A 12,768-nucleotide genomic window follows, 5' to 3' on the forward strand; every position below is an offset into this window, starting at 1 on the left:
GGGGCGGCCTTCCCAGGCCGTCGTCCGGGTCCGACGGCCTAGAAAGCCGCCCCGCGTACCTCGCCATCGCCACAGCGCAGGCTTAGAATTCAGAGGGAGTGTAGGGTGGGACCAGCGAGCTTGCGAGCGCCGGCCCACCGATGGCGACGTCGATGATGGTGGGCCGGCGCTCGCAAGCTCGCTGGTCCCACCTACGATGTTGAACCGATGATGTGCCTTCTCGTCTTTTTATCGCTCTGCGTGGCGCCGGCCGACGATCGGCCGATGGTGCTGGTGGTCGTGGGGGCCGAAGGGACAGAAGACTACGGCAAACAATTCCGCCAGTGGGCCCAGCGGTGGCAGACGGCCGCCCAGCGCGGCAACGCTCGCTTTACCGCCATCGGCCTCGACGCACCGGGCGAAACGAGCGACCACGACCTGCTGCGGCGCCAGGTGCAAGAAGCCGCGGCCGTCAAAAGCGCCGAAGCGCTCTGGCTGGTGTTCATCGGACACGGCACGTTCGATGGCAAGACGGCCAGATTCAACCTGCGCGGACCCGATGTGGCCGCAGGCGAGCTGGCCGCCTGGCTGGCGGCCAGCGAGCGTCCCTTGGCGGTGATCAACTGCGCGTCGGCCAGTGGACCGTTCATCAACGAACTCTCCGGACCCAACCGCGTGCTGGTGACGGCCACCAAGAGCGGCTTCGAGCACAATTTCGCCCGGTTTGGCGATTACTTGTCGGCGGCCATTGCCGATCCCAAGGCCGATCTGGATAAAGACGAGCAGACCTCGCTCTTGGAGGCATTTTTGTCGGCGACTGCGGGCGTGAAGGAGTTTTACGACTCCGACGCACGCCTGGCCACCGAGCACGCGCTGGTCGACGACAACGGCGACCGGCTCGGCACGCCGGCCGACTGGTTTCACGGCCTGCGCGCCACCAAGGCCGCCAAGGACGGCGCCGCACTCGACGGGCTACGTGCCGGCCAATTGCAGCTCGTCCGCAGCGGCAACGAGCAGCGGTTGCCCATCGAGGTCCGCCGGCGACGCGATGAGATCGAGGCGGCCATTGCCCGGCTTCGAGAGCAGAAGGGCAAGCTGCCGGAGGACGACTATTACGGCCAGCTCGAGCCGTTGCTGTTGGAGCTTGCCCGGCTGTACGAGCAGGCGAGGTAGGGCGGGACTGCGAGTGTCAAGGAAACTGCTCTCCACCGAGGGCCAAAGCCAGGGTTGCCGCCGCGTGAGGCGTCGAGCATAATGATGGGCTGACCCAATGTCGTTCGATCCACCTCCCGAGCGAACTCAAATGGCGCATGGCGGTCGCACAGGGGCGACATTTTTCGGCGCGATAGTCGCGGCCGTGGTGTCTCTTCCGCTTGCCGCCGTCTGCGCTAACTCCTTCTTCGGGCTGGGCAGCGTGCTGCTCGTTCCCGCTCTCGCGGTGGGGTTGTGGCGCGCCGTTCCGGCAAGCGATCGCGAGCGTCGTGTGTGGTGGTTCGGTTTTACCGTAGCGGTGGGACTCTTTCTGCCAGCTTGCCCGGCCAGCGAGCGGCTGAGTTGCGACTTCGCCCGTTACGTCCAGGGCCTTACCCAGAGGGGCGCGTTATCGCTCCCCGTGGATATCATTGAGCTATGCTGCTTGTCGGCGACAGTGCTCGCTCCATTATTGTGCGCCTGTCTGGCGGGCATCGTGGCGGGCGAACTCGCTCGCGGCTTTGCTCGCCTCGCTGCCCGCGGACAGGCGACCGACGTTCCTGACGGCGTCCGCTGGCAGTTTTCTCTGCGAGAGTTTTTCCTGGCGATGGCGGCCGTCGGCCTGGTGCTCGCTTGGAACGGCCATTACCTCACCGACCGAGGTGCGCAGGAAAGCGAACACCAGCGCGCCTTCCTGGCCCGGTTCGAAGAGTCTTTCCGTTCGGGCGAGATCGAGCTGCTTGCCGGGCCCGTCGTCTCGGAACAACAAGGGGCAACCGTTTCGGCGCTTTCTTTCAAGGCGCCGGGACAGAACGAATATCGCATCGTCGCGCCGATCGAACGAAACGGCCTGCGGCGCTGGGCCGTTTGGGCGTACACAACCAACGAGGACAACCAGGGGTTCATCTACCAATACGCCTACGCTGAGGTGGAGCGTGAAGCGCAGCTTCCGCAGGCCCCCGCGCCCGCCAAGCGTTACATTGAGGGCACGTGGGAGTTGGTCGACGGCGTTCCCTGCACGGCCGGGCCATCGGCCACCGTGATCGGCGTGGCGACTCCCGCGCTTTTGGGCAGGCCGTTGGTCATCACAGCGCGCGCTCCCGCGGGGACCGTCTGCGAGTTGAAGGTTTTTCCGCTTACGGAAGCCACCCGCGGGCTGCCGCCTCGCGCGCCGGACAGCCAGGGCATCGTTCGCTGGTCTTGGACGCCAGAGTGGGCGGGGCCATTCAATTATGAATTGAGGTGCATCGACAACCGTGCGTCAGGCCGGATGGTCAACTGCACCCGCGGAACCATTCCACAGTTCGCCGTGGCGCCGGACTACTGATGCTTTATCAATGCTAAGCATTGGGGTAGCGAACGTGTACGGTGGGCATGGCCTGCGCAAAAGAACGTATTTAACGCATGGAAACGTCGTCAGGGTTGATGCCAGATTTAATCCTCCGCCACTACCGGGCTCGTCCCGGTAGAGCGATGACTGACATCCTAGCCTGCCAGTCAGCGCTCGACGGGGGCAAGCCCCGTCGTGGCGGAACAAAACTACGGTCTACTGCTACAGAAGCTCGCGCATCGGACGGACGGTAGGAACGGGAAGGGGTTTTGCTTCGGACTTAAAGTGCCGGATCACGTCGTCGACAACTTCGCACAGTTCGGCGTAAAGACGTACCGGATCGTCGCCATGGATGCCCGAAATCAGGTCAGGGCATTGACCTATATAGACACCGTCTTCATCGCTCCACTCGACCCACTTGTGGAAGGCGTCACTCTCTTTCACGTCACTGCCTCGACGGCTTTCTTTACCTGTTTTTCCTGATAGGGTTTTGCGTCGTCGTTAGGCCGACCGCTTAGCGTCACGGCGCCGGCGTATCGAACGTGCGTAAATTTTCGATGCGATCCTTTGCCTCCGCCCGCGATCTCGTAGAAACCAGCGTCGCTCAGATCCTTCATTAATTCCCTGATTTTGCGCGGCATATCGTATGTCAATTTACTAGAATCAATATACCCCCGCCGCCGTCCTTTTGTAAAACTGAAAGAGTGAAGCCCGTTCGTCAGCAAACAGGAGCAAAACCGTGACCAGCGCCTTGCGAATCGTGATCGTCGGAATGGCAGTATTGTGGCTGAGCGGATGGCTTTCCAGGGTTGAGTCGCCTGTGGCGGCTCAAGAGAAAGCCACCGCGCGCACTGCCGACGGCGCTGCTCAATCGCCGCCTGCCAACGAGCCATCATCCGCCGAAAAAGAGCAGCTTCGCACGGCGAGGCAACACGTGCAGCGTCTGAAGATGCGTCTCGGCGAGTCGGGCGACGCGGTGGAGCTCCTCGAAGATCCCTTGCTGGCGTTCGGCGACGCCGCCCGCGGCAACAGCCACGGCACGCTGTGGGGCTTCGGCTCAAACGGCCGCCCCGACGCCTTGATGGAACTTTGGCAGCTTTCCGACAGTCCGGGCGTCTGGTATCAGTCGTTTATCCGCGTCGGCGATCGTCCCTTGTTGCTCGAACCTCCGGATGGCCGACGCTGGCAGCCGCCGGACGGCAAAATAGCCAGAACCGCGCTCGCCGGCGCGGAGCCGCCCGTGGCGAACCGGCCAGGCCGCCTGCGGCAGCTCCGCTCGCTCGCGCGGCGTTTCACGGCCCACGAGTCGGGCGACGCCGATCACTTACGCACCGAGCTGCGCACGCTCGCGCAGCCGGTGCGTCGCTACGACGACGCTGACGGCGGCATTCAAGACGGGGCCATTTTCATTTTCGCCCACGGCACCAATCCCGAAGCCATTCTGCTGGTCGAAGCGCTAGGGACGACCGTGGACGAGTCGCGCTGGCACTACAGCCTGTTTCCCACGACGAGCGCCGACCTGCACGTAGAGGTCGACGGCAAGGACATCTGGATGCGGTCCGGCGCTCCCGGCATTGTCGGTAATCCGACCGACGATTATTGGCTGTTCTCGCTGCCGGCAGGAAGTTGATATTCACGATCGAATGGTCGCTCCGCGGAGAAGCCAGACAGCCGGAAACCGAAAAGATAGGAACACCTCCAGATGGCCACTGGGAAGCCCGGCTGAAGCCGGCTCACAGCAGCGATCATTTCCAGCCGCGAACGGTGGTGGCCAGTACCCAAAGTTCAACTGTCACCCAAGTCTCATTTTGAGATTATCGCAACTCTATAGAGCAATGTAACTTACTGCGAACGCGCAAAGCGGTGCGCAAACAAAAGCGACGCGCGCCTGTCGCTTTTGCAATGGAACATTGCGTATTTGACGCGACACGCGTGTCGCCTCTCCTTGTCTAGTGCCTTACGCACAATGCCGGCCGGGCGTAAACTTGCTCCTCATGGAAACCACACCGCCCCTCGGCTCGACCAAGTCCGATCTCGACACGCCGGCCCTCTGCCTCGACCTCGACGTCATGGAGTCGAACATCCGCCACGTCGCCGCCACCTGCCGAGAGCACGGCGTGGCCTGGCGGCCGCACTCCAAGGGGCATAAGGTCGCGGCGATTGCCCAGGCTGAAATCGCGGCGGGCGCCCTGGGGGTCACCTGCGCCAAGCTGGCCGAGGCGGAAGTCATGGCGGCCGGAGGCGTGCGCGATATCCTCATCGCCAATCTGGTCGTCGGGCCGCACAAGGTCCGTCGCCTGGTCGAGCTGCGACGCACCGCCGATCCGATCGTGTGCATCGACCACATCGACCAGGCCCTGCCGATCGGCCGGGCCATGAGCGAAGCCGGGCTGCAAGTGAGGGCGATCGTGGAAGTCGACATCGGCTTGCGGCGCGTCGGCGTCTTGCCGGGAGCACCGACCGTGCAGTTGGCAAAACAACTCGTCGAGCTGCCGGGCATCAATTTCGCCGGCATCATGGGTTACGAAGGACATCTGCTTACCGTGGCCGACGCCGACCAAAAGGCCGAGCAAATCCGCCAGGCGCTGGGGACTCTTGTCGAAACCAAGGCGGCACTGGAGGCGGCCGGCGTCGCTTGCCCGATCGTGTCGTGCGCCGGCACCGGCTCTTATCTTTACGCCGCGCGCCAGCCGGGCGTCACCGAGCTACAAGCGGGTGGCGCGATTTTCATGGACGCCTTTTATCGGCACAAGTGCCAAGTGCCCGACCTGGGCTTCGCGTTGACGATCGTGACCACGATCGTCAGCCGTCCGGCGCCGGAACGGGCCATCATCGACGCGGGCCGCAAAACGCTGCACGGCGACTTCCAGCCGCCGTTTGTGGTCGGGCGCGACGACGTGCAGGTGGGCCGGCTGTCGGCGGAGCACGGCCAACTGGAGCTTGCGCCGTCGGCGCAGAACCTGCGCATCGGCGACCGTTTGGAGCTCGTGCCCGGCTATGCCGACCTGACGACGGTACTCCACAATCAGTACTACTGTTTCCGCGGCGGCAAATTGGCCGCTATTTGGCCGATCGAGGGCCGGGGAAAACTGACCTGAGAGGCTGTCCGAGAGGTCTCCGTGGGGCGGCCTTCCTAGGCCGTCGCTCGGTCGAGACTGCCTGGGAAGGCCGCCCCACGACTAAGCTCTTCCCACAGATACGCGCTGGCCTTGATGCCGCGGTGAAAATCGAGCAAGCGAAACTTCTCGTTCGGACTGTGCGTGTTGTCGTCGTTCAACCCCCAGCCCAAGAGCAGCGTGTCGACGCCCAATGGCTGGCGGAAGGTCGAGACCACCGGAATCGAACCGCCTTCGCGGATGTAAACCGGCGCCCGGCCAAAGCCGTGCTCGATGGCCTTGGCCGCCGCCTGAATGAAAGGACTATTCAGCGGCACCACCACGCCCGGTGCGCCGTGATAAGCCATCATCTCCATCTTGATGCCCGGCGGGCACAGCCGCTCAGTCGCACGCGCCGCGGGACGAACACGGGAGCGGCGGGGCCGAATCTGGTGGCTGCCCAGCGCGGCCGAGTGCTCAAAGGAACAAGGAGACGGGCGACGGGCTTGACAGCTGCGCGGCGCTTCGCTGAATTATCTGTATCGCGTTCCGGCTGGCAGTGATTTCATTCCCTATTCTCTCAGATGTGGCACCATGACCAACTTTATCCGCAGGCGTCTACAGGTTTTTGTATCATCGACGTACCACGACTTGATCGAGGAACGACAAGCGGCCGTTGAAGCCATCTTAGCGGCGGGCCATATTCCCGCAGGGATGGAGTTATTCCCGTCTTGCGATGCCTCACAACTGCAAGTCATCAAGGAATGGATCGATGAATCGGACGTCTATCTTCTTATTTTCGGAGGTAGATACGGGAGCATCGAGCCAGAGACCGGAAAAAGCTACTCGCAACTCGAATTCGAATACGCGCTCCAAACGAACAAGCCGCTCTTTTCATGCGTCATCAAAGATGACGCCCTCGAGCACCGCACTATGGAGAGAGGGCGAGCCGTGCTCGAATTGGGGAATCCAAGTGCATTGCAACACTTTCGCGAAATAGTCACCGGTAAGACCGTAAGGTTTTGGAGTGATGCAAAGGATATCAAAATCATTGTTGGCGAAACGCTCGGCCATTTTTCCCGCAGAGAGGACTTGGTCGGCTGGGTCAGGCCTACGGAACGAGCAAATATATCAGCGCTGGCTGACGAGATTGCGCGATTAAGTAAAGAGAATTCTGATCTTCGACAGGAGTTTTTTACGAAGGCGATCCCCAATCGCGCTGATTTGTATCGGTCGTGCATCGATCTCGTCAAAAGCTCGCAGCAAATCCGTGACACATCGTGGGGTCAGTACACTCGCCCCTTAGACGAGTTCGCTCTCGCTGCGCGGCAGGAATATCGCCGTGCCGTGAGTGAAGCGATTCGGAAAGGGAGGTCTTATCGAGAGCTGTTTAGCAAGTCGGAGCAACGGTCCGAACTGATAAGCGATGCTAAACAAAAGCTTCAGCAGAAAGGCGGCTATGAGGCAAAAATACTTGATATCGACCTTTCGCGCATCTCAATTCTGGACTTCATGATCGGCGATGATTCCAAGGTCATTTTATCGCATGTGGACGCGCGCCATGAGGTACCAACATTTCTGTACGTTCATTCCAGAGACGTTGCACAAATTTTCCTGCGTCTTTTTCAGGAGTGTTGGTCATTAGCTAATGATCTTGCGAAGTCTGTTAAAGATGCAAAACAGTCACACCGAGGAACCGATCGCGGTAGTCGCCGCTGAATTCGCCCGCCGTAGCTCCTGGCGCGGCAGCCAGACCGTACGACTTGCGTCCTTCCATCGGGCGTTATACTCGCCGAACTGACGGCGCGGCCATCGACCACCGATTCGTCGTACGGCGGAAAAATCGACGTCACTGGCCACATTTCCGGCCGGTACGCGGTTGAGCGCGTCGGCCCATCGCGGCACGCTTCGGCACCGAACGGATTAATCTGGCGCAGGCATTCATCGACGCGGATCACAATCCGGCCCTATCCGACTCAATTCTTCCCACAGATACGCGCTGGCCTTGATTCCGCGGTGAAAATCGAGCAAGCGAAATTTCTCGTTCGGGCTGTGCGTGTTGTCGTCGTTGAGTCCCCAGCCGAGCAGCAGTGTGTCGACGCCCAACTGCTCGCGGAACGTGGAGACTACCGGAATCGAGCCGCCCTCGCGGATGTAAACCGGCGACCGGCCGAAACCATGTTCGATTGCCTTCGCCGCCGCGCGAATGTACGGACTCTCGAATGACACAACGACGCCCGGCGCGCCGTCATAGGCCATCAGCTCCATCTTGATGCCCGGCGGGCACAACCGCGTGAGCATTGTCTCCAGTGCGGCGTGGATCTTCTTGGGATCCTGCCGCGGAACCAGGCGGAAGCTGAACTTGGCGCCGGCCCTGGCGGGCAACACGGTCTTCGAGCCTTCGCCTTGATAGCCGCTGAACAGGCCGTTGATATCGAACGTCGGCCGCGCCGAGCGCCGCTCGAGCGTCGAATAACCCTTCTCGCCCGCCGTCGTTGCAATGCCCAGCTCGTCGCAGAACTCCCGGTCGTCGAAATTGAGGGCCGCGAACTGCCGCCGCTCGGCCTCGGTCAGCGGTTCCACGTCGTCGTAGAAGCCGGGCACCTGGATCTGCCCGTCGCGATTGATGAGAACCGCGAGCATCTGGGTCAGTGCATTGGCGGGATTCATCACTCCGCCGCCGAACGTGCCGGAGTGCAAGTCCTGCTTCGGGCCGGTGAGCCGCAGCTCGAAATAGGCGATGCCTCGCAGTCCGTAGGTGATGGCCGGCTGGTCGGGCGCGAATTGGCTGGTGTCGCTGATGACCACCACGTCGCAGGCCAGCCGCTGCCGATGGGCGGCGATGAAGTTGTCCAAATGCTCGCTGCCGACTTCTTCTTCGCCCTCGATCAAGAATTTGACGTTCACCGGCAGGCGGCCGGCCGTGCGCATCCACGCCTCGGCGCTTTTGACGTGCGTGAACATCTGACCCTTATCGTCGGTGGCGCCACGGGCATAAAGGTTGCCGTCGCGGCGGGTCGGCTCGAACGGCGGAGAGTGCCATTCATGGAGCGGATCCGGCGGCTGAACGTCGTAGTGGCCGTAAACCAGCGCCGTCGGTGCGCCCGGTGCGCCAAGCCACTCGGCGTACACGATCGGATGTCCGGGGGTCTCGCACAGCTCGACCTTCATCTCCAGCCCGCGGAGCTGGGCCGCCACCCATTCGGCCGCCCGTCGCACGTCGGCCCGATGGCGGCTGTCGGCGCTGACGCTCGGAATGCGCAGCAACTCGCACAGCTCTTCCTCGAAGTCGGCCGCGTGCTGGTTCAGATAGTCGTCGATGTCGGGCATAGATGCTCCTCCTGATCGTTTGGCCCCACGACGGGCATTCACTATAATGTTCCACAGCGAATCCGACCATGCTTGAGCACATCGAGGGACCGCCATGCCGGAACCGGCCGTTGCCGAGCCCGACCAGATTGAAGTCGCACCCGCCAAAATACAACAACCGCGCGGCAAGCCGAAGCGTCAGCCACGCTACAACGTGGTGCTTTGGGACGACGACAAGCACAGCTATGCCTATGTCATTGTGATGCTGAAAGAGCTGTTTGGGCACCCGTTCGAGAAAGGTTTCGAGCTGGCCAAGGAAGTCGATACCCGCGGCCGCGTGATCGTGCTCACGACCACCAGGGAACACGCGGAGCTGAAGCGCGACCAGATTCACGCCTATGGCAAAGACGACGGCATCGAGGGTTGCTTAGGTTCGATGTGGTCGACGATCGAACCCGTGGAAGCGTGAAGGATGACGATTGTGGATCTTCCTCGGCCCCTGTTTCGCACGGCGACGCTCGGTTGCAAGGTCAACCAGTACGAAACGCAGTACGTGCGCGAGGGTCTGGAGCTGGCGGGCTACCGCGAAGCCGCCGACGGCGAAACGGCCGACCTCTGCGTCGTGAATACCTGCACCGTGACGGCCGAAGGCGACGCCAAAAGCCGCCAGACCATTCGTCAGCTCGCCGTCCGCAATCCGGGCACGCGCATCGTGGTCATGGGATGCTATGCCACCCGCGCCCCCGACGAAGTGGCGGCCCTGCCCGGAGTGGCGGAAGTCGTTCGCGACAAGCGCGAGTTGCCCGACCTGCTGGGCCGCTTCGGCGTGATCGACGTTCCGACCGGCATCTCGCGGTTCGATTGCCGCAAGCGGGCCTACGTGAAGGTGCAGGACGGCTGCCTGCTGCGGTGCAGCTTCTGCATCATCCCGCACGTCCGCCCCCAGTTGGCCAGCCGCCCGCCGGAACTCATTCTCGACGAAGTGCGGCGGCTGCGCGACAATGGCTATCGCGAGGTGATCCTTACGGGCATCCATCTGGGTCACTACGGCGTCGATTTCAACGCGGGCCGGGCCAAGGCAGACTGGCTGCGCCTTTCGCACTTGCTCGACCGGCTGGCGCGGCTGGACGGTGAATTTCGCATTCGGCTGTCGAGCATCGAGGCCACCGAAGTGACACGGGAACTGATCGACGTGATGGCGTCCCATCCGACGCGCATCTGCCCTCACCTGCACGTCTCGCTGCAAAGCGGCTCCGACCGCGTGCTGCGGCGGATGCGGCGGCGGTGGGGAAGCCAACGGTTTGTCGACCGATGCGGGCTGGTGAAGGAAAAACTCGATCGGCCGGCGTTCACGACCGACGTGATCGTGGGCTTTCCCGGCGAGACCGACGCCGACTTCGAAGCGACATGCCAGGTGGTTGACACGGTGGGCTTTTCGAAACTGCACGTCTTTCCGTTCAGCTCGCGCCGTCCGACGCCGGCCGCCGACATGCCCGACCAGGTGCCGAAGCACGTCAAACAAGAACGGGCACAACGACTGGCGAAGCTGGAGGAAGAATTGTCGCGTCGCTATGCCGAAGGACTCATCGGCCGGCGGTTGCAGGTGATGGTGGAATCGCCCGTGGCCGATCGGCCAGGTTGGGCCTATGGCACATCCTGCCGCTACGTGCCGGTTGCGGTTCCCGCCACGCCGCAATGCTACGGCAAATTCAAAGACGCCGTTGCGGCGCGGTTCGCCGCCGGCCGCTTGGAAGCGGTTAGCACGCTGTAACGTCCGCTGGCGTGTGAGCCACTAGGGCTTATAGAACGCCGCCTGTCATCGACAGGCATTGTCACGCCCACCGCGCGCTTGCCGCGCCGACCATCCAAGGATGAAAACCATGCGCAGAGTCTTTAATTGGAAATGGACCTTACCTCTCGTCGCCGCGCTGATCTCAACGACTTCGGCGCGGGCCGGCGAAGAACGGCGACACGACGAAGCCCCGCCTTCTCGCCGGCACGGACATGGCGACGAACCGTCGCCTGGGCTCTCACATCACCAGCATCAGCACAGCGGCCATGCTCACCATCGGACGGCCACTCACGACGGGCGGCATTACGCCGGCCACCACGCGCATCATGGGTCCCGACCATCGGCCGTACATCACGGCCATTGCCTAGAGCATCATGCCCATCACGCGCACCACGCATCTCACCACGACGCTGGGCCGCCGCATCATCACGCTGGTCCGCCGCAGCACGCGGGACCGCACGGCGACGGGCAGCACGCCCACGCGGTATCGGAACACCACCGTGGACCGTCGCACCACGCCCACCATCATGCCACTTGGCGACAACACGCCGGGACGCACCACCACGCGGGCTACGAGCGCGGCGGGCCGCACGCGGGCCAGCACCATTCACGTGCGAGCGGCCATACGTCTGGGGCGGCATCGCACCACGGCGGGCACGCGGGAGAGGCAAGTCCGCGGCACCATCGGCATTGGCGCCATCAGCCGGAAGACGGGGGCGAGCGGCCGTAGCGTCGGTGTCAATCCGCGAATCCGGCCGTTGCCAAACGCTCGTCCAGCAACGCCGGCAGCGGCGAGCGGCACGCGCCGGTACGGCCGTAAAGCTTCGCCGAACCCGTTCCCATTTCACACTAACCCGAAGCGCAAGCGAGGTTTTGCCGCCTTTTCCATGTTGCTCGCTAGCGCTTCGGGTTGGTGTACGGCACCTGCATACCGGCTTCGGCGAAGCTTTAGGGCCGGGCAGTCGCTGCGTTTCTGGCGCCAAACCCAGGTGCCTTACCCGGCATCTTGACGCCTGCCGCTCGCCCGTCTCAAACCCCCTTCCACAAATCCGGCGGGGGCCTATAATACGTGATTCTTTGAAGTCGCCAACCTTTGCCCGGACGGATTTCAGATGCCCAAGCAAAAGACCCACAAGGCCACCAAGAAGCGGTTTCGCCTCTCGGCGAACGGTAAAGCCATGCACCGCCATGCGGGCACCAGCCACTTGGCGGCCGGCATGTCGAAAAAACGCCGCCGCAATTTGCGCGGCACCACCGCCGCCGCCGAGGTCGAGTCGAAGCGGGTGCAGACCCTGCTCGGCAAGTACAGTTATTAACCGCGGCGCAAGACCAGCAAAAAAGGACAGACTGCCATGAGAAGCATGAAGGGCGCGGCCCGCACACAGGCCAAGAAGCGGTTGTTCCGCAAGGTGAAGGGCTACGTCGGTGGCCGCGGCCGACTCTATCGAACGGCCAAGGAGACGTTGGCCCGCGCCGGCGCCTATGCCACCCGCGACCGTCGCGCTCGCAAGCGCGATTTCCGCCGCTTGTGGATCATCCGCCTGAACGCGGCCGTCCGCGAGCGGGGTCTGCGCTACAGCGAGTTTATCAACGGCCTCAACAAGTCGGGGATGGAACTCGATCGAAAGATGCTTTCGGAGATGGCCATCGCCGATCCGGCCGGTTTCGACGTGGTGGTGGCCCAGGTGCGGCAGGCACTCGCCGTAGGCTAACGGCGGCTGTCTCCGGTTTGTTTCGGACGATATACTGGAGATAGCATTTTCCAGGCTCGGCCAATCGGTTGATCGATGTTGGAACCGTCACGACAGACTGCCCACCGCTGCTGTATTCTGGTGTCGCCGGAAGACGGTGGCTATTGTGTTCGCGCCGCCGATCTGGCGGGTGTCGTTAGCGAAGGCGATACCGTCGAGGAAGCCGTGCAAAACATCAAAGAGGCTTACGCCGGAGCGATCGAGAGCTACCTCGAACACGGCGATGCAATCCCGTGGCTAGTTCCTCCCCGAGAACCGGAGGAACAGGAGCAGTGCCTGTGGATCGATCTCGATGTCTGAGTTACCGCGGGTAACCGGCGC

16 protein-coding genes are annotated in these 12,768 nt (G+C 62.7%); 11 read left to right on the plus strand and 5 right to left on the minus strand.

Annotation, left to right across the window (positions count from 1 at the left end; genetic code table 11):
• Nucleotides 1–207 precede the first annotated feature (207 nt).
• Both VNH11_20295 and VNH11_20300 read left to right on the plus strand, forming a co-directional pair.
• On the plus strand, nucleotides 208–1,152 hold the full coding sequence (locus VNH11_20295) for a hypothetical protein (GenBank protein ID HVA48717.1): 945 nt from the start codon (nucleotides 208–210) through the stop codon (nucleotides 1,150–1,152).
• 187 nt (nucleotides 1,153–1,339) lie between these two features.
• Nucleotides 1,340–2,497, plus strand: a complete 1,158-nt coding sequence (locus VNH11_20300) for a hypothetical protein (protein ID HVA48718.1) — start codon at nucleotides 1,340–1,342, stop codon at nucleotides 2,495–2,497.
• 225 nt (nucleotides 2,498–2,722) lie between these two features.
• On the opposite strand, the gene VNH11_20305 is transcribed toward VNH11_20300, so the two are convergent.
• Together VNH11_20305 and VNH11_20310 are read right to left on the minus strand one after the other, a co-directional pair.
• Nucleotides 2,723–2,944, minus strand: a complete 222-nt coding sequence (locus VNH11_20305) for a hypothetical protein (GenBank protein HVA48719.1) — start codon at nucleotides 2,942–2,944, stop codon at nucleotides 2,723–2,725.
• On the minus strand, nucleotides 2,941–3,141 hold the full coding sequence (locus VNH11_20310; GenBank protein HVA48720.1) for a type II toxin-antitoxin system HicA family toxin: 201 nt from the start codon (nucleotides 3,139–3,141) through the stop codon (nucleotides 2,941–2,943). Before VNH11_20310 ends, VNH11_20305 begins: the two co-directional genes overlap by 4 nt.
• 98 nt (nucleotides 3,142–3,239) lie before the next feature.
• Here VNH11_20310 and VNH11_20315 point away from each other — a divergent pair, with 98 nt between their 5' ends.
• Nucleotides 3,240–4,130 (plus strand): hypothetical protein, encoded by an 891-nt coding sequence (locus VNH11_20315; protein HVA48721.1) that lies wholly within the window; start codon nucleotides 3,240–3,242, stop codon nucleotides 4,128–4,130.
• A gap of 364 nt (nucleotides 4,131–4,494) precedes the next feature.
• A complete protein-coding gene (locus VNH11_20320; protein HVA48722.1) occupies nucleotides 4,495–5,598 on the plus strand; it encodes a DSD1 family PLP-dependent enzyme in 1,104 nt (367 codons plus the stop codon).
• Between the two features lie 35 nt (nucleotides 5,599–5,633).
• On the opposite strand, the gene VNH11_20325 is transcribed toward VNH11_20320, so the two are convergent.
• Nucleotides 5,634–5,966, minus strand: coding sequence for a M20/M25/M40 family metallo-hydrolase (locus VNH11_20325; GenBank protein ID HVA48723.1), 333 nt, complete (start codon nucleotides 5,964–5,966; stop codon nucleotides 5,634–5,636).
• Nucleotides 5,967–6,189: 223 nt separating this feature from the next.
• Here VNH11_20325 and VNH11_20330 point away from each other — a divergent pair, with 223 nt between their 5' ends.
• Nucleotides 6,190–7,314 carry a DUF4062 domain-containing protein gene (locus VNH11_20330; GenBank protein ID HVA48724.1) on the plus strand — a complete coding sequence of 375 codons (1,125 nt, stop codon included), beginning with the start codon at nucleotides 6,190–6,192 and terminating at the stop codon, nucleotides 7,312–7,314.
• 222 nt (nucleotides 7,315–7,536) lie between these two features.
• Here VNH11_20330 and VNH11_20335 read toward each other — a convergent pair whose 3' ends face one another.
• The gene (locus tag VNH11_20335; protein ID HVA48725.1) at nucleotides 7,537–8,925 is read right to left on the minus strand and encodes a dipeptidase; all 1,389 of its coding nucleotides are present in this window, start codon (nucleotides 8,923–8,925) and stop codon (nucleotides 7,537–7,539) included.
• Between the two features lie 94 nt (nucleotides 8,926–9,019).
• On the opposite strand from VNH11_20335, the gene VNH11_20340 reads away from it, so the two are divergent.
• The 3 genes from VNH11_20340 (at nucleotide 9,020) to VNH11_20350 (ending at nucleotide 11,064) form a co-directional block, all read left to right on the plus strand.
• Nucleotides 9,020–9,373, plus strand: a complete 354-nt coding sequence (locus tag VNH11_20340; protein HVA48726.1) for an ATP-dependent Clp protease adaptor ClpS — start codon at nucleotides 9,020–9,022, stop codon at nucleotides 9,371–9,373.
• 3 nt (nucleotides 9,374–9,376) lie between these two features.
• The gene (mtaB, locus tag VNH11_20345; protein HVA48727.1) at nucleotides 9,377–10,675 is read left to right on the plus strand and encodes a tRNA (N(6)-L-threonylcarbamoyladenosine(37)-C(2))-methylthiotransferase MtaB; all 1,299 of its coding nucleotides are present in this window, start codon (nucleotides 9,377–9,379) and stop codon (nucleotides 10,673–10,675) included.
• A 233-nt stretch (nucleotides 10,676–10,908) separates the two neighbouring features.
• Complete coding sequence (locus VNH11_20350) at nucleotides 10,909–11,064, plus strand: hypothetical protein (GenBank protein HVA48728.1); 156 nt, start codon at nucleotides 10,909–10,911, stop codon at nucleotides 11,062–11,064.
• On the opposite strand, the gene VNH11_20355 is transcribed toward VNH11_20350, so the two are convergent.
• On the minus strand, nucleotides 11,061–11,303 hold the full coding sequence (locus VNH11_20355) for a hypothetical protein (GenBank protein HVA48729.1): 243 nt from the start codon (nucleotides 11,301–11,303) through the stop codon (nucleotides 11,061–11,063). The genes VNH11_20350 and VNH11_20355 overlap by 4 nt on opposite strands.
• Before the next feature lie 505 nt (nucleotides 11,304–11,808).
• Between VNH11_20355 and rpmI the strand changes: the two genes are divergently transcribed.
• The 3 genes from rpmI (at nucleotide 11,809) to VNH11_20370 (ending at nucleotide 12,747) form a co-directional block, all read left to right on the plus strand.
• Nucleotides 11,809–12,012: a 50S ribosomal protein L35 gene (rpmI, locus tag VNH11_20360; GenBank protein HVA48730.1), complete on the plus strand. Its 204-nt coding sequence runs from the start codon at nucleotides 11,809–11,811 to the stop codon at nucleotides 12,010–12,012.
• A 36-nt stretch (nucleotides 12,013–12,048) separates the two neighbouring features.
• Nucleotides 12,049–12,408, plus strand: coding sequence for a 50S ribosomal protein L20 (gene rplT / locus VNH11_20365; GenBank protein ID HVA48731.1), 360 nt, complete (start codon nucleotides 12,049–12,051; stop codon nucleotides 12,406–12,408).
• A gap of 75 nt (nucleotides 12,409–12,483) precedes the next feature.
• Entirely contained in the window at nucleotides 12,484–12,747 is a 264-nt protein-coding gene (locus tag VNH11_20370; protein ID HVA48732.1) for a type II toxin-antitoxin system HicB family antitoxin, read from the plus strand.
• Nucleotides 12,748–12,768: the final 21 nt, after the last annotated feature.

It is taken from the genome of Pirellulales bacterium (genome assembly GCA_035533075.1).
GTDB lineage: Bacteria > Planctomycetota > Planctomycetia > Pirellulales > JAICIG01 > DASSFG01.